This window comes from Actinomycetospora succinea, assembly GCF_004363095.1.
Lineage (GTDB): Bacteria > Actinomycetota > Actinomycetes > Mycobacteriales > Pseudonocardiaceae > Actinomycetospora > Actinomycetospora succinea.
The window spans coordinates 423,201-449,215 of record NZ_SNYO01000003.1 but is presented as its reverse complement, the minus strand read 5'-3'; the positions used below and the strand labels follow the sequence as shown (position 1 = coordinate 449,215).

The 26,015-nt window shown below is 73.0% G+C and carries 20 protein-coding genes; 8 read left to right on the top strand and 12 right to left on the bottom strand.

All coding sequences use genetic code 11. The features are described 5' to 3' along the window. Window positions 1-413: 413 nt before the first annotated feature. Complete coding sequence (locus tag EV188_RS13385) at window positions 414-1,232, bottom strand: helix-turn-helix domain-containing protein (protein WP_133826754.1); 819 nt, start codon at window positions 1,230-1,232, stop codon at window positions 414-416. Between EV188_RS13385 and EV188_RS13380 the strand changes: the two genes are divergently transcribed. The 5 genes from EV188_RS13380 (at window position 1,231) to EV188_RS13360 (ending at window position 10,528) form a co-directional block, all read left to right on the top strand. Further along, window positions 1,231-2,283, top strand: a complete 1,053-nt coding sequence (locus EV188_RS13380; protein WP_133826753.1) for a zinc-binding dehydrogenase — start codon at window positions 1,231-1,233, stop codon at window positions 2,281-2,283. The genes EV188_RS13385 and EV188_RS13380 overlap by 2 nt on opposite strands. Continuing rightward, window positions 2,273-3,199, top strand: a complete 927-nt coding sequence (locus tag EV188_RS13375) for a ketopantoate reductase family protein (RefSeq protein ID WP_166659868.1) — start codon at window positions 2,273-2,275, stop codon at window positions 3,197-3,199. The genes EV188_RS13380 and EV188_RS13375 overlap by 11 nt, the downstream gene beginning before the upstream one ends. A 301-nt stretch (window positions 3,200-3,500) precedes the next feature. Continuing rightward, window positions 3,501-5,474 (top strand): ABC1 kinase family protein, encoded by a 1,974-nt coding sequence (locus tag EV188_RS13370; protein ID WP_243741668.1) that lies wholly within the window; start codon window positions 3,501-3,503, stop codon window positions 5,472-5,474. A gap of 199 nt (window positions 5,475-5,673) precedes the next feature. Beyond that, complete coding sequence (lysX, locus tag EV188_RS13365; protein ID WP_243741667.1) at window positions 5,674-8,973, top strand: bifunctional lysylphosphatidylglycerol synthetase/lysine--tRNA ligase LysX; 3,300 nt, start codon at window positions 5,674-5,676, stop codon at window positions 8,971-8,973. A 106-nt stretch (window positions 8,974-9,079) separates the two neighbouring features. Continuing rightward, window positions 9,080-10,528 carry a DUF2252 domain-containing protein gene (locus EV188_RS13360; protein WP_133826750.1) on the top strand — a complete coding sequence of 483 codons (1,449 nt, stop codon included), beginning with the start codon at window positions 9,080-9,082 and terminating at the stop codon, window positions 10,526-10,528. 36 nt (window positions 10,529-10,564) lie between these two features. Here EV188_RS13360 and EV188_RS13355 read toward each other — a convergent pair whose 3' ends face one another. Next, the gene (locus EV188_RS13355) at window positions 10,565-11,860 is read right to left on the bottom strand and encodes a diacylglycerol/lipid kinase family protein (RefSeq protein WP_243741666.1); all 1,296 of its coding nucleotides are present in this window, start codon (window positions 11,858-11,860) and stop codon (window positions 10,565-10,567) included. 280 nt (window positions 11,861-12,140) lie between these two features. On the opposite strand from EV188_RS13355, the gene EV188_RS13350 reads away from it, so the two are divergent. Next, window positions 12,141-12,521 (top strand): SpoIIAA family protein, encoded by a 381-nt coding sequence (locus tag EV188_RS13350; RefSeq protein WP_133826748.1) that lies wholly within the window; start codon window positions 12,141-12,143, stop codon window positions 12,519-12,521. Between the two features lie 46 nt (window positions 12,522-12,567). Further along, complete coding sequence (locus tag EV188_RS13345) at window positions 12,568-14,232, top strand: alpha/beta hydrolase (RefSeq protein WP_208114171.1); 1,665 nt, start codon at window positions 12,568-12,570, stop codon at window positions 14,230-14,232. Window positions 14,233-14,235: 3 nt separating this feature from the next. Here the strand turns inward: EV188_RS13345 and EV188_RS13340 are convergent, their stop codons facing one another. Then, window positions 14,236-15,963, bottom strand: coding sequence for a BCCT family transporter (locus EV188_RS13340; RefSeq protein ID WP_133826746.1), 1,728 nt, complete (start codon window positions 15,961-15,963; stop codon window positions 14,236-14,238). Between the two features lie 226 nt (window positions 15,964-16,189). On the opposite strand from EV188_RS13340, the gene EV188_RS13335 reads away from it, so the two are divergent. Then, window positions 16,190-17,788, top strand: coding sequence for an MFS transporter (locus EV188_RS13335; RefSeq protein WP_133826745.1), 1,599 nt, complete (start codon window positions 16,190-16,192; stop codon window positions 17,786-17,788). Between the two features lie 3 nt (window positions 17,789-17,791). On the opposite strand, the gene EV188_RS13330 is transcribed toward EV188_RS13335, so the two are convergent. The 9 genes from EV188_RS13330 to EV188_RS13290 all read right to left on the bottom strand — a co-directional run bounded on the left by EV188_RS13330 (window position 17,792) and on the right by EV188_RS13290 (window position 25,937). Further along, on the bottom strand, window positions 17,792-18,664 hold the full coding sequence (locus EV188_RS13330; protein WP_133826744.1) for a M48 family metallopeptidase: 873 nt from the start codon (window positions 18,662-18,664) through the stop codon (window positions 17,792-17,794). Between the two features lie 146 nt (window positions 18,665-18,810). Beyond that, window positions 18,811-19,809 carry an alpha/beta fold hydrolase gene (locus tag EV188_RS13325; RefSeq protein ID WP_243741665.1) on the bottom strand — a complete coding sequence of 333 codons (999 nt, stop codon included), beginning with the start codon at window positions 19,807-19,809 and terminating at the stop codon, window positions 18,811-18,813. Between the two features lie 114 nt (window positions 19,810-19,923). Continuing rightward, the gene (locus EV188_RS13320) at window positions 19,924-20,511 is read right to left on the bottom strand and encodes a GNAT family N-acetyltransferase (protein ID WP_133826743.1); all 588 of its coding nucleotides are present in this window, start codon (window positions 20,509-20,511) and stop codon (window positions 19,924-19,926) included. Between the two features lie 120 nt (window positions 20,512-20,631). Continuing rightward, entirely contained in the window at window positions 20,632-21,831 is a 1,200-nt protein-coding gene (gene serA / locus EV188_RS13315) for a phosphoglycerate dehydrogenase (protein ID WP_133826742.1), read from the bottom strand. A gap of 40 nt (window positions 21,832-21,871) precedes the next feature. After that, window positions 21,872-22,861 carry a linear amide C-N hydrolase gene (locus EV188_RS13310; protein WP_243741664.1) on the bottom strand — a complete coding sequence of 330 codons (990 nt, stop codon included), beginning with the start codon at window positions 22,859-22,861 and terminating at the stop codon, window positions 21,872-21,874. Between the two features lie 57 nt (window positions 22,862-22,918). Further along, on the bottom strand, window positions 22,919-23,560 hold the full coding sequence (locus EV188_RS13305; protein WP_133826741.1) for a winged helix-turn-helix transcriptional regulator: 642 nt from the start codon (window positions 23,558-23,560) through the stop codon (window positions 22,919-22,921). A 4-nt stretch (window positions 23,561-23,564) separates the two neighbouring features. Further along, a complete protein-coding gene (locus EV188_RS13300; protein WP_133826740.1) occupies window positions 23,565-23,981 on the bottom strand; it encodes a VOC family protein in 417 nt (138 codons plus the stop codon). 87 nt (window positions 23,982-24,068) lie between these two features. Next, the gene (locus tag EV188_RS13295) at window positions 24,069-24,800 is read right to left on the bottom strand and encodes a TetR/AcrR family transcriptional regulator (RefSeq protein WP_133826739.1); all 732 of its coding nucleotides are present in this window, start codon (window positions 24,798-24,800) and stop codon (window positions 24,069-24,071) included. Between the two features lie 69 nt (window positions 24,801-24,869). Then, a complete protein-coding gene (locus EV188_RS13290; RefSeq protein WP_133826738.1) occupies window positions 24,870-25,937 on the bottom strand; it encodes a homocysteine S-methyltransferase family protein in 1,068 nt (355 codons plus the stop codon). Window positions 25,938-26,015: the final 78 nt, after the last annotated feature.

The window sequence follows — 26,015 nt, the reverse complement described above, 5'->3', positions numbered from 1 at the left end:
AGCGCGTCAGGCGCACATTCGCCGCGAGGTCGTCTGCCGATCCCCGGAACCGTCATCCGCGCGGACGGGAACCGGCTCGATGCTTCCCGTCGGGTCGCCGACGTTCGTGGACTCGTTCCGGGCGTGGTTCGACGGCGATGCCGGGCTGTGGTGGCGGTGCCATTCCGCGGCGTGCCAGACGAGGACGGCCGTCTGGTCGAGTAGTGGGGCGATTCGGTTGCTCATCGTTGCTCCTGTAGTTCCTCGGGTGGTAGGCGCCGAGACGTCGCCCTGACGAGGTGCCGTCGCGGCTGTCGGTGGCCAGCACGGAGTCGCCGCTCGGGCGGCCGCGGCGAAACCCTGGCGCAGTCCGTTGGAGCGGCCGGTGGTAGGCCGATGCGTGGCCGTACGGCTCCGGTCGTGAGGGTTGCGAGCTATCTGACGGAATCGTGGGCCGGCGAGGCCAGGGCCTCGAGGCGTGCCGCGCTCGAACTACCTGGCTCGACGGTATAGACCGAGAGGTGCTGGCCCGGTGCGCTGACGACGGTCAGCGACTCGAAGTGCAGTGCGATCTCACCGACGTCGGGGTGCCGGAAGCGCTTCACCTCCGTCGTGCGGGGGCCGACGTCGTGCTCGGCCCAGAGCGCGGCGAACGCGGGGCTGCGCACCGACAGCGCGCCGACCACCTGTTCGGTGCGCTCGACTGCGGCGGGCGCCGCAGCACGCAGGTTGCGCGCGGCGGTGCGGGCGACCTGGTCCCAATCGAGGTAGAACTCGCGGGCGACCGGGTCGAGGAAGATCATCCGGAGCAGGTTGTCGAACGCCGAGAAGCCCCGGTAGACGGCCTGCGCGAGCGCGTTGGCGGCCAGCACGTCCTGACCCGGGCCGACGACGAATGCCGGAACGCCTGCCATCTGGTCCATCAGGCGCTGCAGCTCCGGGGCCACCCGGGTGACCGGCGCGCTCGTCGGGTGCAGGTCGGGGAAGCCGATGCGCAGCAGGTGGGCGACGGCGGCGTCGTCGAGGTGGAGGGCACGGGCGATCGCGATCAGCACCTGTCGCGACGGGTGCCGTTCGCGGCCCTGTTCGAGGCGCACGTAGTAGTCGGTGCTGACTCCGGCGAGCAGGGCGACCTCCTCGCGCCGCAGCCCGGGGACCCGGCGCGCGGGGTCGGGCGAGCGATCGGCGAACTCCGCCGGCACGAGCGCCCGACGCGCCCGGAGGAACTCGCCGAGCTCATTGCCGTGATCCATGAACTCGAAGCTAACCGCGCGTCGGCCCGCCTGCCTGGGTGCGCCGCACCCACCCACCTCGACGGATCCGCTCCTACTTTCGATCGTGATGAGCGGGAGGAGCACAGCGATGCCGAGCGACGAGATGAGGGCCGTGCGGATTCACGGCTTCGGCGACGAGTCGGTGCTGGCGGTGGAGACCGCGCCGGTTCCCGAGCCCGGCCCTGGGGACGTCCTGGTGCGAGTCCATGCGGCGGGAGTCAATCCGGTGGACTCGCTCGTCCGGCAGGGGGTGTTCACGGTGTCGGATCGCCCGCTCCCGTGGATTCCGGGCTGGGACTTCGCGGGGACGGTCGTCGCCGTGGGCTCCGCGACCACCAGGTGGTCGGTCGGAGATGTCGTCTACGGTCGGCCGTCCCTGGCGCGGGACGGGAGCTACGCTCAGTACCTCGCGGTCGATGCCGGCGAGATCGCGGCGATCCCGCGCGCCCTGTCCTCGGAGTCCGCCGCCGCCGTCCCGCTGGTGACGCTGACCGCGTGGAAGGCCCTGTTCGACCTCGGCGGGCTCGGGTCGGGCGGGACCGTCCTGGTCCATGCCGGCGCCGGGGGCGTGGGGACGATGGCGGTCCAACTGGCGCGCCACCGAGGCGCCAAGGTGGTGGCGACGGCGTCGGGCGACGGCATCGAGCTCGCGCGGTCGCTCGGTGCCGACGAGGTCGTCGATCACCGCAACGAGGACTTCGCGGCGCGCGGCCGGTTCGCCGACGTCGTGCTCGACACCGTCGGTGGCCGGACGCTGGAGCGCTCCTACGGGGTCGTGGTCCCGGGCGGCACGCTGGTCACGATCGCGGGCGTGCCCGACGTGGCGACGGCGGCCGGGCTCGGGATCACCGCGCAGACGTTCGTGCTCGACTCGAACGGCCCCCGGCTCGCCGACATCGCCGGACTGATCGACGGGGGTGACCTCCGGCCGGTGGTCACCCGCGTGTTCGACCTCGACGAGGTCGCTCAGGCGCATCGCCTCATCGACTCGGGCCGGACGCGAGGAAAGGTCGTACTCCGTGTCCCCTGACCGGATCCTGGTGGCCGGGGCCGGCGCGATCGGTTCGTTCTTCGGTGCCCAGCTCGCCGCGGCCGGGCGGAACGTGACCTTCCTGGTCCGCCCGGCCCGGCGGGCGGCCCTGGCGAGTGGCCTGTCGGTCGACAGCGCGGTGGCCTCCGCGGAGCTGGCGCACCCGTGCACCCTCACCGCGGCCGAGCTCGGCTCGGAGCAGCCGTTCGGTCTGGTCCTGGTGGCGTGCAAGGCGTTCGACCTCGACGCGGTCGCGCGGGAGATCGAACCCGTGGTGCGTCGGGGCGCGGTGGTGCTGCCACTGCTCAACGGCATGCGTCAGCTCGACGTGCTCGACGAGCGTTTCGGGGCCGACGCGGTGGCCGGTGGCACGTGCTTCGTGTCGGTCCGCCGCGACGACGACGGCACGATCCGCCACCTCGGTGGTGGTGCGCGGTTGACCTTCGGCGCCCGCGGCCCGTTGCGCCTTCCGGTCGACGACCTCGAGGCACTGCTGACCTGCCCCGGCTTCACGGTGCACCGCTCGTCCGAGATCGCCGCCGAGATGTGGGCGAAGTGGGTCTTCATCGCGGCCGCGGCCGGGGCGACCGGACTGGTGGGCGGTTCGATCGGGGAGCTCGTTGCGGCGGGCGGGTCCTGGATCGCCGCGCAGCTCGTCGCGGAATCCGCGGCGATCGCCGCGGCGCACGGCTTCCCGCAACCCGAGGAGGCGCTGGCCGTCGCTCGGAAGACGGTGACCGAGCCCGGCTCCGAGCTGGTCCCCTCACTGCTCCAGGACCTCCGCGCGGGCCAGCGGACGGAGGCGGAGCACGTCCTCGGTGACCTGATCGCCCGCCGCCCGGACCCGTCGCCAGGCCTGCTCGACGCGGCGCTCGTGCGGCTGCGCGTCCACGAGTCCGCCCGGTCGGGCGGCTGACCTCACGGCCGCGTCGTCCTGGTCGACCAGGTCATCGATCCTTGCCGAGCTCGCCGAGGCGGGTGGCCGAGAGCCGGGCCCGTGACGCAGATCGACAGGCGGCCTTTCTCGGTGAGGTCGCGTCGGCGTCGGGGCCGAACGGCGCCCTCATGCCACGCCGCGAGCGGCCGGGCGTCGTCTACTCCGTGATCGTCCTGGTACTGGTCCGGACGGGTCAGGCCGGGATGTACTTCCGCCGGGCGTCCGTGCGCCGCGGTGGAGGGGCCGCGACCAGGCGCCGTGCCACTGGTGAGGAGAGCCCGTGACGGTGCAGCTGGCGTTGGACCTGTCCTTCTGGCAGTGGGTCCTCGCGATCCTGTTCATCCTCGGCGTCGGCCTGGTCTCCGGGCGGATCCTGGGGATCGCACGCGGCTTCCGCCGCGCCACGGTCGCCGGCGTGCTGGGCACGCTCATCGGCCTCGTCACGGCCGTCGCGGTGCTCGGCGACACCGCCGGCGAGGCGACCTCGTCGGTCCTCGTCGTGGTCTTCGCCTTCGGTGTCCTCGCGACGATGGTCGTGAGCATCGTCCTGGAGGTCGTGCTCCGCCGCCGTCCGCCCGGACGACGCCCGAGCCTGCGGGTGCGCGTGAGGACGGCCACGACCATCGTCGGCCGCCTCGTCGAGGTCCTCGGCATCGCACGCCGGCACGGCCTCGCCGGACGCCGGCCCACGTCGCGCGCCGCGCTCGCGACGCCCGACGGCGCCCTGCGGGTGAAGTCCTTCCTCGAGGACTGCGGCGGCATGTTCGTCAAGTTCGGCCAGATCGCCTCGACACGGGCGGACCTGCTGCCGCCGGCGCTCATCGTCGCGCTGAAGGAACTGCAGTCCGACGTGGCGCCGGTCCCGGTCGCGCAGGTGCGTGCCACGCTCGAGCACGAGCGCCGGGCCGGCGTGGACGAGGTCTTCGCGTACTTCCGCGACGAGCCGCTCGCGGCCGCGTCGATCGGGCAGACACACCTCGCGCAGACCCGCGACGGCCGCGACGTCGTGGTCAAGGTGCGGCGGCCGGACGTGGAGATCGGGGTGGCCCGCGACGCGGCCGTGCTGCGCTGGGCGAGTCGCATCGCCGTCCAGCGGTGGGAGGGTGCCCGGGCCCTCGGGCTCGAGCGCGTCTCCGACGAGCTGGTCCGCTCGATCGGCAAGGAGCTGGACTACACCGAGGAGGCGGCGTACGGCGCCGCCCTGCGCCGGGCGGTCCTCGCGGCCCACGTCGACGGCGTCGACGTGCCGGAGGTGCTGACCGGGATGACGACCGAGGTCGTCCTCGTGATGGAGCGCGTCCACGGCCGGCCGGTCTCCGACGCCGCGGCCGTGGACGCGTGCCCGGTCCCGCGGCCCGTGCTCGCCGACCGGCTCTTCCGCGCGTTCCTCGCCTCGATGCTCGAGTCCGGGACGTTCCACGCCGATCCCCACCCCGGCAACATCCTCGTCGGCGGCGACGGCACCGTCTGGTTCATCGACTTCGGCGCCGTCGGGATCATCGACCCGGTCACGTTGCGCGCGCTGCAGCTCGTCGGCCTCGGGATGGCCACCGCCGACACCGGCCTCGTCGCTCGCGGGCTCCGCGAGATGTCCGGCGCCGCCGGTCCGGCCGTCGACCTCATGACACTCGAGAGCGAGATCAGCCGCCTGCTGTCCGAGCAGCTCTCGGGCGCCGGCTTCGACCCGCGTGCACTGCAGGACCTGCTCACCGTCATGGAACGCCAGGGCATGCCGGTACCCCCCGCGTTCACGCTCATCGCCCGTGCGGTGGTCACCCTGGAAGGGACCCTGCGCGGCATCGATCCCGGGTTCAACCTGGCAACGTCGGCCATCGAGCAGTTCACGTCGCGGCTGCAGGACGGCGGTGGCGACCCCGCTGCCGTGGCCCAGCGGGAGCTGCTGCGCGCACTGCCGTCCCTGCGCACCCTGCCCGGCCTCGCCGAGGACATCGCCCTGCAGCTGCGGTCGGGGCTGGTCCGCGTGGACGTCGAGACGTTCAGCGCCGCGCGACGCTCCGCCGTCACCGCGTGGGTCGACCAGGTGCTGTTCGCGGCCGTCGGCGCTGTCGGGCTGCTCGTGTCGGCGCTCCTGCTCGTCGGCGCGGGCGTGGCCGGTCCGCGCCCGGGCACGACCGCACTGATCGCCATCGGCTGGATCGGCCTCGTCCTCGCGACGGTGATGCTCCTGCGGGTCGTCGCCCAGATCGTCCGCCGCCAGTCCAGCACCGGGGCCGACGAACGCCGAGGTGCGTGAGCACGCCACGCGAATCGGTGTATCCGGTCACAGGATTGATCGTCATGCTGACGGCAGAAGCCCGGCGACACCCTCGGGGAGAGACGACATGGCCCAGCTGACGGCTGACGAGCCGCCCCAGGCCTCCAGGACCGGATCCCGCGCCCAGGCGCCGACTGCGGCGCGTCGCGACGAACCGTCACCGGCCGGTCGGTCGGCGGTGGCACGGTTCGCCGACCGGGTGCCGGACCTCCTCGCCGGCTACCTCGCGTTCGTCGCGATCTTCTGCGCCGTCACGGCGATCGTGCCGCCACTGCGCGCCCCGCTGGAGTGGCTGCGGATCGCGATCGAGGTCGTGTCGGTCGAGGCGCCGCCGAGCCTGGCCATCGCCGTCTTCCTGGGCATCCTGGCGTCCGCCGTGCGCCGACGGATGCGCGTGGCGTGGTGGTTCGTCGTGGTCTACGTGGTGCTGGGTCGCGTCCTGGGGGGTGTCGAGTTCACGATCGACACCGAGGCGGCGGACCCGGTCACCCTGCAGATCGGGGCCACGGGAACGTGGCTGCGGCTGGTGTTCGGCGTCGCATGGCTCGCGATCCTGCTCGTCGCTCGTCGGCGGTTCAGCGCGCGGACCCAGCACCACAGCGGGTGGCGCGCCCTGGGGACCTACCTCGCCCTCGTCGTCGCCGGGACCCTGCTCGGCTGGGGCCTGCTGGCGCTGTTCCCCGGCACGCTGAGCAACGCCGCCGACCGGCTCGGGTGGGCCGTGACCTACGTGCTCGGTGGTCTCGGCGACCCCGGGGCGGTGGGCATCGACGGCGCCGCACCGCGCGCGGTCACGTTCCTGTGCGGGCTGTTCGGCGCCCTGGCCGTGCTGGCCGCCGCGTACGTGCTGTTCCGGCCCCGGCTCGACCGCCGCCGGCTCGACCCCGGCGACGAGCAGCGGCTGCGGGTGCTGCTCGGCCAGTACGGCGACGACGACTCGCTGGGCTATTTCGCCACCCGCCGCGACAAGGCCGCCGTGTTCTCGAAGACCGGCAAGTCCGCGGTGACCTTCCGCGTCGTCTCCGGCGTCAGCCTCGCCAGCGGCGACCCGATCGGCGATCCGGAGGCGTGGCCGGGCGCGATCGAGGTCTGGCTCGACGAGGCGCGCCGGTACGGCTGGCTGCCGGCGGCGATGGGCGCCAGCGAGCGCGGGGCCCGCGCCTACGCGGACGCGGGGATGAGCGTCGTCGAGCTGGGGGACGAGGCGGTCCTCGACGTCCGCGAGTTCACGATGGAGGGCCGGTCGATGCGGGTGGTCCGCCAGGCCGTGAGCCGGGTGGAGCGGGCCGGCCACACCGTCCGCGTCCGGCGGCACGCCGACCTCTCCCCGGACGAGATGAAGGAGGTCGTCGAGCGCGCCGACGCCTGGCGCGACACCGACGCCGAGCGCGGCTTCTCGATGGCGCTCTCCCGCCTGGGCGACCCTGCCGACGGGCAGTGCGTGCTGGTCGAGTGCTTCGACGGCGCCGGGGAGCTGCGCGCGCTGCTGTCGTTCGTGCCGTGGGGACGCCACGGCCTGTCCCTGGACCTCATGCGCCGCGACCGCAGCGCCGAGAACGGCCTGACCGAGTTCATGGTCGCGTCCCTCGTCGAGCAGGCGCGCACCCTCGGGGTGGACCGCCTGTCGCTCAACTTCGCGATGTTCCGCGCCGCGTTCGAGCAGGGCGAGCGGATCGGGGCCGGCCCGGTGCTCCGGCTGTGGCGGCGCCTGCTCGTGGTGGGGTCGCGCTGGTGGCAGCTCGAGTCGCTCTACCGCGCGAACGCCAAGTACCAGCCGATCTGGACGCCGCGCTACCTGTGCTACCGCGCCGCCCGCGACCTCCCGCGGCTCGGTCTGGCCGCCGCGGCCGCGGAGGGGTTCCTCACCACGCCGAGCCTGCGGACCCTGCAACGCCGCGGCCTCGCCGCCGAGGGTGGCCCGGCCCCTGGTCCGGGGGCGGTCCTCCCCCCGCCGTACGCGGTCGAGGCGGAGGATCCCGTCGCGGCGCAGCTCGCGGCCCGCCTGGCCCGGCTGCCCGAGCAGGTCCGCGTGCGGCACGCGAAGTACGAGCAGATGCTGGCGGACGGCGTCGACCCCTACCCCGTCGGCCACCCGCGCACCGCGAGCCTCGCGGACATCCGGTCCCGGTTCGGGCACCTCCAGGCGGACGCGGAGACCGGCGAGCGCGTGGCGGTGACCGGCCGGGTCGTCCGCGCCCGTGACCTCGGCGGTCTGGTCTTCGCCGTGCTGCAGGAGGGCGACACGCAGCTGCAGGTGATGCTCGCGGCCGACCGGCTCGGTCGCGACGGCGTGCGTGACTGGGCGCGGCAGGTCGACCTCGGCGACCACGTGGGCGTCACCGGCGAGGTCGGGGCGTCGCGCCGCGGGGAGCTGTCCGTGCTGGCCACCGCGTGGTCGATCACCGCGAAGTGCCTGCGTCCCCTGCCCGACAAGCGTCGCGGCCTGGCCGACCCCGAGGCCCGGGTCCGGCAGCGCTACCTCGACCTGGTGGTCAACGGCGGCGCCCGACGCATGCTGCGGCAACGGTCGGACGCCGTGCACGCGGTGCGCGAGTGCCTCACCGGCCGGGGCTACCTCGAGGTCGAGACCCCGATGCTGCAGCCGGTGCACGGCGGCGCCAACGCCCGGCCGTTCACCACCCACATCAACGCCTACGACATGCGCCTCTACCTGCGCATCGCTCCCGAGCTGTACCTCAAGCGACTCATGGTCGGCGGCGCGGAGAAGGTGTTCGAGCTCAACCGCAACTTCCGCAACGAGGGCGCGGACGCCACCCACAACCCCGAGTTCACCATGCTCGAGGCGTACGAGGCCTACGGCGACTACGACACCATGCAGACGATGGTGCAGGACATGATCCAGCAGGCGGCCCGCGCCGCGCTGGGCGGCACCGTCGTCGTCCACCAGGGCCGCGAGTACGACCTCGGCGGGACCTGGCGCTCGACGACCGTCAACGCGGCCATCTCGCACGCCCTCGGCGAGGAGATCACCGCCGACACCACCATCGAGGAGCTCCGCCGCCACTGCGATCGCGTCGACGTCCCCTACGACCCGAACTGGGGCCGCGGAGCCGTCGTCCTGGAGCTCTACGAGCACCTCGTCGAGGACCACACGCTCGAGCCGACGTTCTACCGCGACTTCCCGACCGACGTGTCCCCCCTCACGCGCCAGCACCGCGACGACCCGCGGCTGGCCGAGCGCTGGGACCTGGTCTGCTTCGGCGCCGAGATCGGGACCGCCTACTCCGAGCTGATCGACCCGGTCGAGCAGCGCAAGCGTCTCACCGAGCAGTCGCTCCTGGCGGCCGGCGGGGACGCCGAGGCGATGGAGCTCGACGAGGACTTCCTGCTCGCCCTCGAGTACGCCATGCCGCCGTCCGGCGGGCTGGGGATGGGCGTCGACCGCATGGTCATGATGCTGACCGGCAGCACGATCCGCGAGAGCCTGCTGTTCCCGATCGTCCGGCCCGGGCGCTGACCGAGGACGCCGGGGTACGCCTTCACCCACCGCGGACGAGGCGGGGAGTCGCGCGCGGAGGAAGAGTCGACGCCGAGCAGCCGGCCTTCCGGGGAGGCGGATCGGGATGGTGGAGACGGAGGTCGCGCGTCTCACCACGGCCGAACGCACGGCCCGGGGCCGGGAGGCACGGCAGCGGACACCGCCGTCGTGCCACTCCGGGTGGGAACCCGCACGTGACCGTCCCGATCCGGTCGAACTGATCGAGCGGCAGAACCGCACCCGCGAGCCCGACCTGGTGCCGGTGCGTCACGGGCGGATGGCGGTGTCGCCGTTCACGTTCTACCGCGGCGGCGCGAAGATCATGGCCGCCGACCTCGTCGGCACACCGACCGCCGGGTTGACCACGCAGCTGTGCGGCGACGCCCATCTGTCGAACTTCGGGGTCTTCGCCTCCCCGGAGCGGAAGCTGATGTTCGACCTGAACGACTTCGACGAGACGCTGCCCGGACCGTTCGAGTACGACGTGGAGCGGCTGGTGGCGAGCTTCACGATCGCCGCGCGCAACAACGGGTTCTCGAGGTCGAACGCGTGGGACGTCACGTACGCCTCGGTGAGGTCGTATCGGGAGTCCATGGCCGAGTTCGCCCGGATGCGGACCATGGACGTCTGGTACTCCCACCTCTCCGACGACGAGCTGATGAACGCCGTCCGGAACCTCACCGGCGAGCTCGAGAAGGACCCGAAGGCGAAGAAGGACGCTAAGGAGGCCAGGAAGGCGGAGAAGAAGGCGCAACGGACCCGCGAGAAGGCCTACACGCGGGACAGCCTGCAGGCGCTGGCGAAGCTGGGCGAGGAGGTCGACGGGCGGTACCGGATCGTCAGCCGGCCACCGATCGTCGTGCCGGCGCGCGACCTGGCCTCGACGTTCGGCCTCTCCGCGGACGAGGTCGGACACGCGCTCCGCGACCAGCTGCGCTCCTACCGGAGCACCCTTCCCGAGGACCGACGCCAGTTGCTGGAACGTTTCGAGGTCGTGGACTCCGCCCGCATGGTGGTCGGCGTCGGCAGCGTCGGCACCCGGGCGTTCATCGTCCTGCTCGAGGGGCGGAACGCGCGGGATCCGCTGTTCCTCCAGGTCAAGGAGGCGACCGCATCGGTCCTGGAGGACCACCTGCCGAGGAGCCGGTTCCGGCAGCCGGGCGAGCGGGTCGTGCAGGGACAGCGGCTGATGCAGGCGGCCAGCGACATCTTCCTCGGCTGGACCACCGGGCTCGACGCGGACCGGCACTTCTACTGGCGCCAGCTCCGCGACATGAAGGGCTCGGCCGACGTCGAGTCGATGACCCCGGTCGGTCTCACGTTCTACGCGCGCACCTGCGGATGGACCCTGGCCCGGGCGCACGCCCGAGCAGGGGATCCGGTCGCCATCGCCGCGTACCTGGGCGACGACGACGCCTTCGACCGGGCCGTCACCGACTTCGCGGAGCGCTACGCCGACCAGAACGAACGGGACTTCCAGGAGTTCGTGTCGGCGATCCGGTTCGGACGCCTCGAAGCACACACGGGCGTGTGAGCCGCGGAGGCGGTGGCGCCGTCGAGGCCTCCCTCGTCACGCGGCGCGCGGCCGTCCCGCGGCGCGTCGGAACAGCTCGACCGAGGCCGCACCCGGCCGGGGCAACGGTGGTCGGGCGGCGGCCGGACGGTCCTTCGGGATCCGGACGCGTAGCGCGGCCGGCAACGACCGGAACCGCAGGGGCGGTGCGAGCCGCAGCGCTTCGCCGTCGACCCCGACGTCGACGAGCTCGTCCCCGGAGTCGACCGTGAACTCCGGGGTGCTCCACTGCCGGAAGCCGGGGTGGCTGCCGAGGTCGCCGCGGAGCTCGGCCGCCAGGAGGCCGGACACCCCGGTGGTGGTGTCGAGGGTGAGGGTGACGACCCCCAGGACCCCTTCGTCGAGGCGTGCACGGGTCCCGAAGCCGCTGAGCCGTTCGACGCGGTAGACGTCGTTGGAGACCAGGACGAGGTCGGCACGGATCGAGCGATCCCGGTCCGGCGGCTCGAAGCGCAGGTCGAATCCGCGGGCGTCGGGCCCGAGCAGGTCGGGCAGCATCTGCGAGGTGGTGCGGATCTTCGCCGCTCGATACGCGTCGGACTGGACCACCGTGGCGTAGACACCGAGCGAGGCGTTGTTCACGAAGACCCGGTCTCCCACGCAGGCCAGGTCGACCCGGCGCTCGACGGCCTCGCCGAACGCGTCGAGGGCGCCGACCACGTCGTCGCGGTCCAGCCCCAGGTCCAGGGCGAAGTGGTTCCGGGTCCCGGCGGGCACGCACACCATCGGCAGCCCGTGGCGACGGGCCACATCGGCGACCAGCGCCTGCGAACCGTCTCCGCCCGCCATGCCCAGCACATCGGCGCCGTCGGCCACCGCGCCCTCGGCCAGGGCCCGCAGATCGTCGCCGGGCTCCAGGAGGATCGGCGTGATGCCCCGCCGGCGGGCCTGGTTCTCGAGGTCGAAGCGGACGACCCGGCCTCCCCCGGATCGGGGGTTCATCAGGAGCGCACCGCGGATGGCCGCTCCGACCGGTCGGGTCGTGGCGGCGGCGGTGTCCCGGGTGTCGGACAGCGCCACCCGGGCAGCGGCCAGGGAGACCAGCACCAGGGCGATCACGGTCGCGAGCCGCGCCAGGGCGTGCAGGTCGAGCAGCAGCACGCCGCCGATCAGGGCCGCGACGACGACCGTCGCCGCGACGTACCTCCGCGCCCCGCGATGGACCAGGGCGTCCCAGCCCGCCACGACGGCGACCACCACGGCGGCCACCGCCAGCGGCAGCGTCAACGGCTCACGGAGGAGCCCCGTCACCACGACGGCCACGGCGCCGAGCCCCGCCACCAGTGCGGCCACGGCGGCGCAGCGGACCCGGGCGGCGACCGCCCGGGAGGGCCCGGCGGGAGAACCTCTCGGACCGACCATCGCTGTCCGTTCTCGGCGTCCCGCGGGGGACCGCCGGTTCGAGGGCCTACGGGGGTCGGTGGGACAGGTTCGTGCACGACCCGACGGGTGCGGATCACCCGTGGTGGATGAGGTCGCTCCGGCGTGGTGGGGCCCACGGTGTCAGCACCGGGCGCCCCGACCACGTGGTCGGCCGAGTCATCGCGGGCGTCGTCGTCGAAGGGGGAGAGGCATGCTCAAGGAGATCGCGGACATGCCCGCGGGCGCGGTCGGGTTCGAGGCGGTCGGCAGGGTCGACGACGACGACTTCGAGGAGATCGCCGAGCCCGTGCTGCGGCGGGAGCTCGCCGCCGGCAGGAAGATCCGGATGCTCTACCTCCTCGGCCCCGAGCTGCGCGAGTACGAGGGCGACGCCCTGGCCGAGGAGCTGAAGTTCGCGGCGCGCCACGCCACGTCCTACGAGCGTGTCGCCGTCGTCAACGACGAGGACTGGCTCAGGCCCGCGCTCCGCGTGCTCTCCGCGCTCGTCCCCGGGCAGCTGCGGGCGTTCCCGGTCGCCGAGCTCGCGCAGGCCAAGGCGTGGGTGGCCGGCGAGGGGGAGCGCGCGTCGTGACCGTCGCCCGTGCGGCGATCAGAAGTCGTCGATGGTGACCGACGCCGTGGACCGACAGCGCGGCCGTGAGGACGGGGAAGTCGAGACGGTCCCGCGACGCCGCCCCCGGCCGCTGACCCTGCCCGGGTGCTGGGGCGCGTTGCTGCTCGGCTGCCTCTCGTTCACCCCGTCCCTCCTCCCGCGGGGCGGCGTCGTGCAGGGGCTGGTCTGGGGCATCACGGCGGTCATCGGTTATGGGTTCGGAGTGCTGGTCGCCGCGATCTGGCGGGGACTCGCCGACCGCGGGCCGCGCGCGCCACACCCGAGGTCGTGGCGGGTGTTCGCCGTGATCGCGGCGCCGGCCGTCGCCGCCTCCGTGGTGCTCGGCCAGGTGTGGCAGTCCGACATCCGTCGGCTCGTCGGCGCCGGGCCGGTCGACGTCGGGCTCCTGGTGGCGATGCCGTTCGTCGCGGCGCTCGTCTTCACGGTCCTGCTGATGATCGGGCGCGGGGTGCGCTGGGTGTACCGCCGGCTCGCCGGGCTGCTCGGCCGCCGGATCGGCGCGCGAGCGGCGACGACGCTCGGGTGGCTGCTGGCGGCGGGGATGACCTACCTGATCGTGAGCGGTCTGCTGCTCGACGGCCTGGTCAACGCCGCGAACAGTGCGTTCTCGGTGCACAACACGACGACGGCCGAGGGTGTGGTGGCGCCGTCGGACGGGCTGCGCCCGGGTGGGCCGGGGTCGCTCGTCCCGTGGGACACGCTGGGGCGGGAGGGACGGAACTTCGCGGCGCTCGGACCCGCGCCGGAGGACATCGCACGCGTCGGCCGGCTCCCGGCCGTCGCACCGATCCGTGCCTATGCCGGGCTCGACTCGGCCCCGGACGCCGAGGCGCGCGCTGCCCTCGCGGTGCGGGACCTGGCGCGGGCCGGCGGCTTCGAGAGGCGGAATCTCCTCGTCGTCGTCACGACGGGGAGCGGGTGGGTCGACCCCGCGCTGGTCGACTCGTTCGAGTACCTCACCCACGGCGACTCGGCCACGGTCGCCCTGCAGTACTCGTACCTGCCGTCCTGGATGTCCTACCTGGTCGACCAGTCCAAGGCACGCGAGGCCGGCCGGGCTCTCGTCGATGCGGTCTACGGCGTGTGGACGGCGATGCCGCCCGAGACGCGGCCCCTGCTGTTCGTCGCGGGGGAGAGCCTCGGGTCGTTCGGCGCCGAGGCCGGTTTCAGCGGCGAGTTCGATCTCGCCAACCGTTCCGACGGGGTGCTGTTCGCGGGTCCACCGAACTTCAACCCGCTGTTCCGGGAGTTCACCGACCACCGCGATCCGGGGAGCCCGGAGGTGCAGCCCGTCTACCAGCAGGGCCGGATCGTGCGCTTCGCCCGCGACCCGGAGGAGGCGATCCCGCCGGTCGACCGACCGTGGTCGGGTCAGGTGCTGTACATGATGAACCCGTCGGACCCGATCGTCTGGTGGAGCCCGCGGCTCGCCCTGCACGAACCCGACTGGATCGCCGAGCCTCCCGGTGCCGACGTCCTCGGCGGCATCGTGTGGATCCCGTTCGTGACCTTCTGGCAGGTGACCGCCGACCTGCCCTTCGCCGTCGACGTCCCCGGCGGGCACGGGCACAACTACGTCTCCCGCTACGTCGACGGCTGGACCGCGGTGCTGCCGCCGACCGGCTACGGGTCCGAACAGCTCGCCGCGCTCCGCGCGACGATCGGATAGCGATCAGCTCGGCGTCGTGTCCGAGCCCGCGCCGTCGCGCCGCCGACGGGCACCGGGGACGGCCTCGATGCGCAGGGTGAAGTAGTCGCCGTAGCGGCTGGTGCCGTCGTCGACAGCCCGCTCGACGAGCCGACTGCCCTTGTCCTCGAGCTGCACCTGCGGGTCACGGCGCAGGTCGCGGGCGAAGGCGACGCACAGGAACACCATGATGACGACGAAGGGTGCTGCGACGAGGATCGTGAGGCTCTCGAGGCCCTTGAGCGCGTCCTCGCCCCCGACCAGCAGCATCACCACCGCGACCGCGCCCATCATCGTGCCCCAGAAGATGACGATCCACCGGGTCGGCTCGTCGGTGCCGCGCTGGGACAGCGTGCCGGTGACGATCGAGGCGGCGTCCGCGCCCGACACGAAGAAGATCGCGACGAGGACCATGACGAGCAGGCCGGTGAACGTGGCGGCCGGGTACTGGGCGAGGACGGCGAACAGTTGCTGCTCGGTCCCGGCTGCGGCCGGGTCGAGCCCGGTCTTCTGCTGGTAGATCGCCGAGCCGCCGAAGATGGCGAACCAGAGCAGGCTCACCACGCTCGGCACCAGGATCACGCCGCCGACGAACTGCCGGATCGTGCGGCCACGGCTGATCTTGGCCAGGAACATCCCCACGAACGGGGTCCAGGAGATCCACCACGCCCAGTAGAAGATCGTCCAGCTGCTGAGCCACTCGAGCATCGCCTGGCCGCCGGTCGCCTCCGATCGGCCCGCCATCTCGAAGAAGTCGGTGAAGTAGGCGGACAGGCCGGTCTGCAGCAGATCGAGGATGAGCACGGTGGGTCCGAGCACGAACACGAACAGCGCGAGCAGGCCCGCGAGCACCATGTTGATGTTCGACAGCCACTGGATGCCCCGGGCGATGCCCGAGACGGCGGACAGGACGAAGGCGGCGGTCAGCACGATGATCATGGGTACGAGGACGGCGTTGCCGACCGTCCCGACCAGCCCGGTGGCCTCGAGCCCCCCGCCGATCTGCAGGGCGCCGAGACCGAGCGAGGCCGCGGAGCCGAACACGGTCGCGAAGATCGCGATGATGTCGATGAGCCTGCCGAGCCACCCGTCCGCGAGCCGTTGGCCGATGAGCGGCACGAACGCCGAGCTGATGAGCTGTCGACGGCCCCTGCGGAAGGTCGAGTACGCGATGGCGAGGCCCACCACGGCGTAGATGGCCCACGGGTGCAGCGTCCAGTGGAACAGCGAGGTCGCCATCGCCGTGCGCAGCGCCTCGACCTCGTCTCCCGGGGGCACCGAGCCCGGCGGGGGCTGGGTGTAGAAGGCGAGCGGCTCGGCGACGCCGTAGAACATCAATCCGATGCCCATCCCGGCGCTGAACATCATCGCCACCCAGGACGAGGTGCGGAACGCCGGGCGCTCGTCGTCCCCGCCGAGACGGATCCGGCCGTAGCGGCTGAACGCCAACCACAGCGCGAACACCACGAAGCCGAGTGCGGCGAGGCTGAACGCCCAGCCGCCGGCCCGGATGAGCCCGTCGAGCATCGTGCCGGTGACCGCGGCGAGCGACGTCGAGTCGACGACACCCCAGCCGACGAACAGCAGCGCGAGCGCACCGGCGACGCCGAAGACCACCCAGTCCGGACGGACGCGTCGTGCGTCGGGCGCGGGGTCGACGGGGGCACGAGGAGGGCCGGGGGATCCCGCACCGTCGCCGTTCGTCGCGGCCATGTCCATCTCCGTCCCACGCGCCGGATCGGACCCACGATCGACCTCCCGACCAGGTGAGACCTCCTCCACGGCGGGTGATCCGGCGATGCACCGTCGGCACCGGGGGAGACCGGGGGGCAGACCACCCAGCTCGGGTGAGGCCGTCGTGGCCACCGGACTCCGACCATCGAGGCCTGCCGGGCACCGGGCGATGCGTGCCGTCGCGGACCCCGGGTGGGAGGTCACGATGGCCGGAGCCGTCAACGAGGAGCGCGCCGCGCGGCACGGGCACGATCGGCTGCTCGCGCTGCTCCTGGCCATGGCGATGTTCGTGCTCGTGGTCGACACGTCGCTGATGAACGTCTCGATCGCCGCGGTGGTGCGCGACCTCGGGACGACCGTCAGCGGTGTGCAGTCCGCGATCGCCCTGGAGGCCCTGGTGTCCGCGGCGTTCATCATCATCGGGGGCAAGGTCGGCGACCTGATCGGTCGCAAGCGTGCCTACGTCCTCGGCCTCCTCGCCTACGCGGCCGGCGCGCTGGCGATGACCCTCGCGCAGGGGCTGACCATCGTCGTCGTGATGTGGGCGATCGTCGGCGGCCTCGGCGCGGCGCTGCTGCTGCCCGCCATGCAGTCGTTGATCCACGGCAACTTCGAGGGCGCGGCGCGCAAGCGTGTCTACGCCCTCGTCGGTGCGGCCGCGGCGATCGCCGCGGCGGTCGGCCCCCTCCTGGGAGGCTTCATCACGACCGTCCTGACCTGGCGGCTCGGGTTCGCGTTCGAGGTCCTCGTCGTCGCCGGGGTGCTCAGCGGCATCCGGCTCGTGCGGGACGCGCCCTACACCGGGCCCCGGCGGGTGGACCTCGTCGGCTCCGTGCTGTCGGTGCTCGGGATGGGCGGCATCGTGCTCGGCATCCTCGTCTGGCAGGAGGGCGGTGAGGCGGTCGGCGCGCTGCTGCTGGTCGGCGTGGCCGCGCTCGGGCTCCTCGCCGGGTGGCTCGTGCGGCGACGTCGGCGTGGTCAGCCCGCGCTGCTCGACGCCGGGCTGTTCGCCTCGCCGTGGTTCCGGCTCGGCATCAGCCAGCAGATGCTCCAGCAGATCGCGCTGGGCGGCACGATGATCGCCCTGCCGATCTATCTCCAGATGGTCCTCGAGTACAGCGCGCTGCTCGCCGGGCTGTCGCTCGCTCCGCTGTCGCTCACCATGTTCGTGGTCGCCCTCGTCGCCGGGCGACGCGCCGGGCGCCGGCGTCCGGCCACCGTGGTCCGGGTCGGGTTCCTGCTGATCGTGGTCGGCAACGTCGCGCTCATCGCGCTCGTGCCCCGCGCCGACTTCGGCTGGGCGCTCCTCCTCCCGCTGGCGGTGGTCGGCGCCGGGTTCGGGCTGCTGGTGTCCCAGCTCAACGCCTACACGCTCGGTCCGGTCCCCGAGGAACGCGCGAGCGAGGCGGCGGGTGTGAACTCCGCGGCGGGGTCCTTCGGCCTGTCACTCGGACTCGCCCTCGCCGGGGCGGTGATGCTCGCGGTCCTCGCGACGACCTTCACCACGGAGACGCGCGCGAGCACCGTGCTCGATCCCGCGGACCAGGACCGTGTGGCCGCCGTGCTGGAGCACGACGCGCAGGTGATGAGCAACACCGGGCTCGCCGAGCTCCTCGCCGACGAGCCCGCCGCGGCCCGCGACGAGGTGGTGCGCATCAACACCGAGGCCCGGCCGCCCGCGCTGCAGGCCGCGCTGCTCGTGCCGCTGGTCGCGGGATCGCTCGGTGTCCTGCTGACGTTCGGGATGACGCGGCTCCGCGACCCCGAGCAGAGCGGGACGAGCGACACGGTCCTCGGCGGGTGACCTTCAGCTCGCCGGCTGCTCGTCGCTCGGCACGGCCACCATCGGAGCGGGCGGGTGCAGCAGACCGAGCCCGACCAGCCGGTCGAGCCGCCGGACGGTGAACGGGTGGGACCGGGGGAGCTGGGCGAGGCCGACCCAGAAACCGCGCAGGTGCCGGCCCTGCTCGACGAGCCCGCCGACGTCGACATCGGTCTGGGTGTGCCGTCCCGAGGTCAGCAGGACGAGCCCGGCGGCGCCGGACGGGGCCGCCACGGCGCCGTGGCGGTCGCAGGAGTACTCCCGCAGCCGCGACAGGGTGGCTCCGAGGATCGGGATGCGCGACGAGTAGGCGACGGCGATCTGGTACCAGAGCGAGACGTGGTGCAGGCGGATGTGTCCCAGCTCGTGACCGAGGACGAAGCGCAGGCCGTCACGGTTGTGCGCGTACAGGTTGGCGAAGAGCTCACTGTTGAGCACGACGTAGTCGTGACCCGCCGCCTGGGCGGCGAAGGCGTTGAGCTCGCCGTTCCCGTTGGCCACGAAGATGTCGGGGCGCCTCGACAGCCGCAGGGCCGCGGCGAGCTCGTCGGCGGTCCGGTACAGCTCCGGGAACTGCCGCTCCGAGAGCTGCACCGCGGTGCCCCGTGTCGTCGCCCGCTGGACCTCACGGATGACCACGAGCGCCGGCACGAACAACAGCAGGCCGATCAGCGCGGCACGGATCGCGTTCGCCTCGGGCGAGGTCTGCAGCGACTCGGGCAGGAACGGGACGACGATCGCGGCCCGCACGATCACCAGCACGATCGCGACGTTCAGGACGACCATGACGACGAAGAACGGCACCTCGGCGGGGTGCCGCAGCGAGGACGTGCGCACCGCGGCGTGCTGATCAGTCATCGCCTCCTCCCGATACCGCGCCGTCGACAGCGGGTGACCTCCCGGGTCCGGGGCACGTCCTCCCACTCCGCCACCGAGACCGACGCGCGGTCGCCCGCGTCGTCCTCCGGCCGGCGACCTGACGCCCGGCGCCGGTCAGCCCCACGTCACGCGCCGCCCCGCGTCAGGAACTCCACGACCCGTGCCTGCGCCCCGGCGGCGTCGGGGTGGGTGTAGAGCGCGAGGTGGGTGCCGGTGTCGAGGGTCAGCAGCTCGGCGCCGGGGATGGTGTCGGCGGCGAAGGTGCTCTGGGCGGGCGGCAGGTCGCTGTCGGCGGTGCCCTGCAGGACGAGTGTCGGCGCGGTGATCTTCTCGAGCTCGAGCGAGGTGATCGCGGCGAACTGGTCGAGGTCGTTGCGGTAGCCGGCACGGCGGTGGGCGTCCGGGACCGCGGTGGGGCCGAGGGCGAGCGCGAGGTCGCGCTTGGCGGGATCGGCGAGGACCTCCTCGACGCGCCGGTCGAGCTGCTCCTTGGTGAGGTCGCCCTCGCTGTCGAGCTCCGCGCGGACGTACTGCTCGGGCTGGTGGGCGGCGATCAGTCGCAGGAGCCACTGACCCGGGGCGGTGGTGAACATCAGGCGGGTGGCAAGGTCCTGGTGCGGCGCCTCGTAGGCCTGGCTCACCGCGGCGTTGGCGACCAGGGCGGTGACCCGCTCCGGGTGCCGGACCGCGACGCGGTAGCCGGCGGGCCCGCCGCCGGACCAGGTGTAGACGCCGGCGCGGTCGATGGCCAGGTGGTCGAGGAGCGCGGCCACGAGGTCGGCCTGCTGGTCGATGGTGGCGCGGCCGTCGAGCGGGGTGCCGAGGTACCCGGGCCGGGAGAGCAGGATCGCCGAGACGCGGTCGCGGGGCAGGATCCGCGCCATGAGGGCGGCGGCGTCGATCCCGCCGGGGCTGCCGTGCACGACGACCACCGGCGTCCCGGTGCCGACGACGGCGTACTCGACCGGGCCGAAGGCCGTCTCGGCCGTCTCGCTGACGTACTCGTGCTCGTCGGTGTGCGTGGCGTGGTCCACGAGGAGCTCCTCCGCTCGGCTGCGCCGGTCGACGTCACCGAGCCTGCTGGCCCGCGCGACGACGAACATCACCCGGTCGGGGTGGTCCACATCCGGGCCACCAGCGGGACGTCGCCGGCCACGGCGTCGAACACGACCGCCACGCCGGGGAGTCCAGGAGCGGAGGAGGCGGCTCGTCGGGCAGCCGCGGCGTCGGTGGGTGCCTCAGATCTCCTGCGCGTTGCGCTCGATGCGCCCGGACGGCCACTCGGCGGCGGGTCGCCGGACGGGCAGGAGCATGCCGTTGCGGCGGTGGTCCTCGAGGTCCTGGTCGACGCGGATCGAGCGCAGGGGGTGCTCGAGCAGCGGCGTCCAGCCGCAGCGCGTGTAGAACGACCGGACCTCGGGGTCGCAGGTCAGGAAGCCGTAGGGCACCTCGAGGCGGTCCAGGGCCACCGCGACGGCGTCCATGAGCGCGGCGCCGAGACCCTGGCCCTGCCGCCCGGGGTGCACCGCGACCAGCCCGACGTCGCCGACGAGGACCGACGTGTCGTGGTCGGGGGCGCGCAGGAACCGGCGGACCAGCCCGGCGTGCGCGACGACCTCGCCGCCCTGGTGGCCGAGGACCCGGAGCTCGGGCCGCGCCCCGGCCCAGCTGCGCCCGCGGCGGAACGTCGTGGAGGCGTAGCTGCGCGCGAGCAGGGCGACGATCCCGTCGTGCTCGGGCCGTTCCAGGGCGGTCTCCCACCGGCACGACCAGGACACGGGTGACCCGACGGGCCGGCCGTCCCGGGGGAGCAGCGCGGCCCTCATCGCCGGACACCACGGGGACTGCGAGCGGACTCCGACCTCGACGCCACCGCGGCTCCTTCCTCGGGGACCCTCGAGGATTGAGCCTACATTTGGTCGCGGGAATGTGGGGTCATTCGCCGGTCACGGGGTCCAGGTGCGCAGCCACACGGTGTGGGGTGAGCGGCGCAGCTCGGCCAGCGCGTCGTCGGGGATGGCGGCTTCGGTGTCGGTGAGCACGTAGCCGCGCTCCCCGCGGGTCGAGAGGGCCTGGCTGACCACGTTGACCCCGCTGTCGAGCAGCAACTGGTTGATCCCGGCCAGCACCCCGGGGGTGTTGGTGTGCAGATACCCCATCCGGAACGCACTCGGCGCCACCGGCAACGCCACCTCGGGCAGGTTCACCGACAACGCGGTCACCCCAGTCCCCACGTACTGCAGCAGTTTGGTGGAGACGAACCCACCGATCTCCTCCTGCGCCTCCTGGGTCGACCCGCCCACGTGCGGGGTCAGGATCACGTTGTCCAACCCCCGCAACGGCGACTCGAACACATCGCCCTGCGCCTTGGGCTCGATCGGGAACACATCGATCGCCGCCCCCGCCAGATGCCCGGACAGGATGTTCTCCCGCAACGCCTCGTCGTCGATCACCATCCCCCGCGAGGCATTGATGAAGATCGAGCGCGGCTTCATCAGCGCGAACTGCTCCGCACCGAACAACCCCGCGTTCCCCGGCCGCCCGTCCACGTGCAGGCTCACCACATCGGCCTCGGCCAGCAACGCCTCCAACGACCCCATCTTGCGGGCGTTGCCGTGCGCGAGCCGGTCCTGGGTGTCGAAGAAGATCACCCGCAGCCCCACCGCCTCGGCGATGTTCGACAGCTGGGTACCGATGTTGCCGTAGCCCACGATGCCCAGCGTGCGGCCACGGAACTCGTGGCTACCGCGCGCGGACTTGTCCCAGATGCCCTCGTGCATCCGCGCGGTCTTCTCCGGCAGCCGCCGCACCAGCGCGATGATCTCCCCGAGGACCAGCTCCACCACGCTGCGGGTGTTGGAGAACGGCGCGTTGAACACCGCCACCCCCCGCTCCGCCGCCGCAGCCAGGTCGACCTGGTTGGTGCCGATGCAGAAACACCCCACCGCCAGCAGGTCCTTGCCCGCGTCGAGGACCACCTCGGTGATCGTGGTGTTCGACCGGATCCCCAACAACGACACCCCCGCCAGCGCATCGGCCAGCTCGGGACCACTCATCGAGCCCGGACGGACGTCGACGTCGAGACCCTCGGATCGGAGCGCCTCGGCCGCGACCGGATGGATGTTCTCCAGGAGCAGGGCTTTCACGCCGGGCAGCGTAGGCGCTCCGGCGAGGTCCGGCTCGGGGTCAGACCGAGAGGAACGTGAACGGCGCCGCGTCCTCGAACGAGGCGCTGGCGTCGCCGGCGTAGACGGTGCGCCCGCCCTCGCCGAGGCTCAGCCGCCGCGTCGGGGCGCCCTCGGAGAGATCGAGCCTGCCGAGCTCGACCCAGAAGGTGTTCGGCGACAGCGCCGACTCGAAGACGTAGCGCAGGTCCCGGTGGTCGGCGGCAGTGCGCCAGCGCGTGGACGAGATGTTGGGCTCGTCCGGTGTGGCGATCCCGTAGGGCACCGACACGTTGCGCACGACGCTGAGCACCCCGGCCATGGCGTCGAAGGGGTCGTCGGTCCGGGGGATCGCGTCGATGTAGTACGACGCGCGGACGAAGCGGTCGGCGGCGCGGTTGGTGCCCGGGAGCATCACCGTGCCGCCGATCTGCCGCCAGTACTCGTTGACGGCGAGCTGCTGGTCGAACGTCGGCGAGTTGGTCATCACCTGGTAGGCGGGATCGTGGTGGATCACCTGCCGGCCACCGAGGTACTCGACGATCGCGCTGTCGCCGGTCCGGTCGGACATCGAGAGGTGCAGGGTCGCGAGGCGGTCCTGGCCCGGCACCCCGGTGGTCCTCACCGACAGGGGCGCGGCGGTCAGCGCCGCCACGGCCTCGGCCACCGTCGCGAAGGTGTCGAGCACGTACTGCGCCCACAACGAGAGCGCGACGGCCGACGGGGCGTCGGCGTCGTCCGGGTACTCGGACTCCGCGAGCCAGAGGAGGTTGGCCGCGAGGCCGGCCTCGTTGAGCCCGTCGGTGGAGCAGATGTCGTACCCCGTCGCCACGACGCTGCCGTACCGCGAGGTCCAGGTCAGCGACCGGTCGCCGGCCTGGCCGTGGCGCTGCGCGCCGCGGGGCAGGGACCACAGGTTGGTGCCGACGTCGAGCTTCCAGTCCATCGACCGGCCGGTGACCACACGGTCGCCCGGTCCGCGGTAGACCACCCGGGTGCACACTGCGGCCACCACCCTCCTGTTCAGGCGCAGCCCACACTAGATCGGCTCCGCAGCCGCGGGCGAGGGTCAGGCGGCCAGGTGGAACGTGCTCGCGAAGCGGCCGAGGAGATCGCGCGGCCCGCGCAGCACCTCGACCTCGCCGGTCGCGATCGCGCGGTCCGGGGCGAGCTCGCCGGAGATGAGGCGGTGGATGCCCGGGCCCGCGCTGAACGCCAGGTCGGCGGGCCCGTCCCCGCGCGCGACGTCGAGGGTGGGGCCGTCGACGCGGACGAGCAGCTCGGCGGGGCCGACGCGCGCCGCGTAGGCGGTCGCGGGCAGCTCCGCCGCCACGTGCGGGCGGAAGGCGGTGCGCAGGGACATGGTCATCGCGTCGGGCGTGATGATCTGCTCCTCGCGCGGGTCGCCCAGGGCCTTGGACCCCCAGGCGCCGAGCGCGAGCACCACGGGCTCGAGCTCGCGGCCGTAGGGCGTCAGCTCGTAGATGACCACGCGCGAGCGCGGCGCCCGGCGCAGGATCCCCGCGGCCTGCATCTCCTTGAGCCGCGCCGCCAGGATGTTGCTCGGGATCCGCGGGAGCCCGGCCGCGAGCTCGCCGTAGCGGCGCGGTCCGACGAGGAGATCGCGGATGATCAGCAGGGCCCAGCGCTCGCCGACGAGCTCGAGCGCCTGCGTGATCCCGTCGTACTGCCCGTAGTCGCGGACCGCCATCGCCTCAGCCCTGCTGGCCCTGCTCGGCGGCGGCCGGGTCCATCCACCCGAACTCGAGGTGGTTGCCGTCGGGGTCACTGATCCCGCGCTGGTACATGAAGCCGTAGTCCGCGGCCGGGCGCGGCTCGCTGCCGCCCGCGGCGAGGCCCTCGCCGACCGCCTTGTCCACCGCCTCGCGGCTGTCGAGGAAGATCGCGGTCGCCGTCGTCGGGCTCACCGCCGGGTCGCCGATCGGCAGGTCGGTGAAGGTCTGGAAGAACTCGCGCGTGAGGATCATGAAGGCGCTGTGGCCCTCCTCGACGACGACACAGGCCGCGTTGTGGTCGGTGAACGTCGGGTTCAGCTCGAACCCCATCGCCGTGTAGAAGGCCTTCGCGCGGTCCAGGTCGGTCACCGGCAGGTTCGCGAACATCATCGTCATCGGGTGCTCCTCGGGGCGTGGCGCGTGGACGGGACGACACTTGCAAAAAACAAGTGACCCGTCAACGGACCGCCCGGCGAGCGGTCCTCACCCGCTGCGCACCCGCGCGAACGCCGCGGCCTCGGGCGCGGGGCGCTTCTCCCAGTCCGATCCGAGGACCTCCTCGAGCCACGTCTCGCTGGCGACGACCGGCAGGATGCCGAGCCAGGTGTCGGTCATCCGCTCGAAGTGGGTGGGCGAGCCGTCGACGGTCTCGGCGAACGACCGGTGCCCGCACGACGCGGCGACGACGAGGCGGCTCAGGCGGTCCGGGTCGGTGCGGGGACGCAGCAGGCCCTGCTCCAGCGCGGTGCGCAGGTGGGCGGCGGTGCTGCGGGCCCAGTCGCCGTACCAGGCGCTGTGCTGGGCGGCGAAGTGCGCGGCGCCGGACATCGCCCGGCTCGCGCCCCGCACGACGACGTCGTGGGTCCACCGGCTGACGTAGGCATCGGTCTCGACCAGGAGTGTCCGCAACGGGTCGAGGCCCCGCGTCGCGATCGTCCCGCGGACCAGGTCCCACGAGTCGACGACCTCGGTGACGAGGACGGTGGCGAGCTGCTCCTTGGAGCGGAAGTGGAAGTACATGGCGCCCTTGGTGCGCCCGGAGGCCGCGAGGATGTCCGAGAGCGAGGCGGCGTCGTAGCCGCGCTCGTCGAACGCCCGGGCCGCCTCGAGCAGCAGGGTGTGGCGGGTGGCGCGACCCCGCTCCTGGGGCGACGCGCCCGCGTCGGACCACCCGACGATCGGGACGTCCCACCAGCTCGTGACGGTCGCGCTCATGGCCCACCTCCCGCAGCCCGGTCCGTCGGGCCGCTGGAACGGCGGACACGCTAGCGCGCCCGCGACCAGCTACAACGAGGTGCGGTACGCCTGGTTGGCCGCCCGCAGCCGGGTGTCCGCGCCGAGGTAGACGTGCTTGGACATGTCGGGGGAGTACCGGCTCGCCGGAGGGGTCCGCCCCAGCGTCTCGGCCATCGCGCGGAGGTGGTGCGGGGCCGCGCCGCAGCAGAGGCCGAAGTAGCGCACGCCGGCCGCCCGGGCCCGGCGGGTGAAGTCGGCGATCTCGTAGCGGTGGCACGTGAACGGGTCCAGCGCCGTCGGGAACGGGAGGTCCTCGGGCAGCGGCGTCGGACCCGGGTCGCGCAGCGCGTGGAACGTCGGCTGCTCCGCGGTGGTGCGGTAGGGCACCGGCAGCGCGGCGACCGGGACGTCCACCGCCGCCGCGATCGGCCCGAGCAGCGGCAGCATCGTCGCCGGGCCGCGCACGCAGTTGAGCCCGACGACGTCGGCGCCGAGGGCGGCGAGCTCGCGGCACGCGTCGGTGATGTCGACGTCGTCGCGGGTCACCGGCTCGTGGCCGGCCACCAGCAGGATCACGGCGGGCAGCTCCGCCGCGCGGATGACCTCGAGGGCGATGCGGGCCTCGCCGAGGTAGCGGAACGTCTCGCCGATGACGTAGTCGGCGCCGGCCTCGGCCGCCCAGCCGACCTGCTCGGTGAACATCTCCCGCACGGCGGCGTGCGTCGCGGGGTCGGCCGGGTCGTAGACGCCGGTGTTGCAGATGTTGCCGGCCAGCAGCGTGCCGGTGGTGTCCGCGACGCCGCGGGCGATCTCGAGCGCCTGCCTGTTGAGCGGCTCGAGGATCCCGTCCTTGCCGATGACGCGCAGCTTCTCGCGGTGCGCGTAGTACGTGAACGCCTCGACCACGTCGGAGCCGGCGTGCACGAACTGGCGGTGCAGCGCCGCGACCTCTTCCGGATGCTCGAGGACCACCTCCGGGACGAACGCCCCGGCCTGCAGGTAGCCCCGTCGCTCGAGCTCGAAGAGATAGCCCTCGCCGCACACGACGGGACCGGCCGCGAGCCGCTCGGCGAGACGGTCGCGGGAGTACGCCGGCAGCGGCTGGGGACTGGTCATGGGTGGCCTCGCTTTCGTGACAGAGGTCACCAGGATCACGCGTGCCCGGGATGTTGACCTGGCGCGGGCGATCGGATC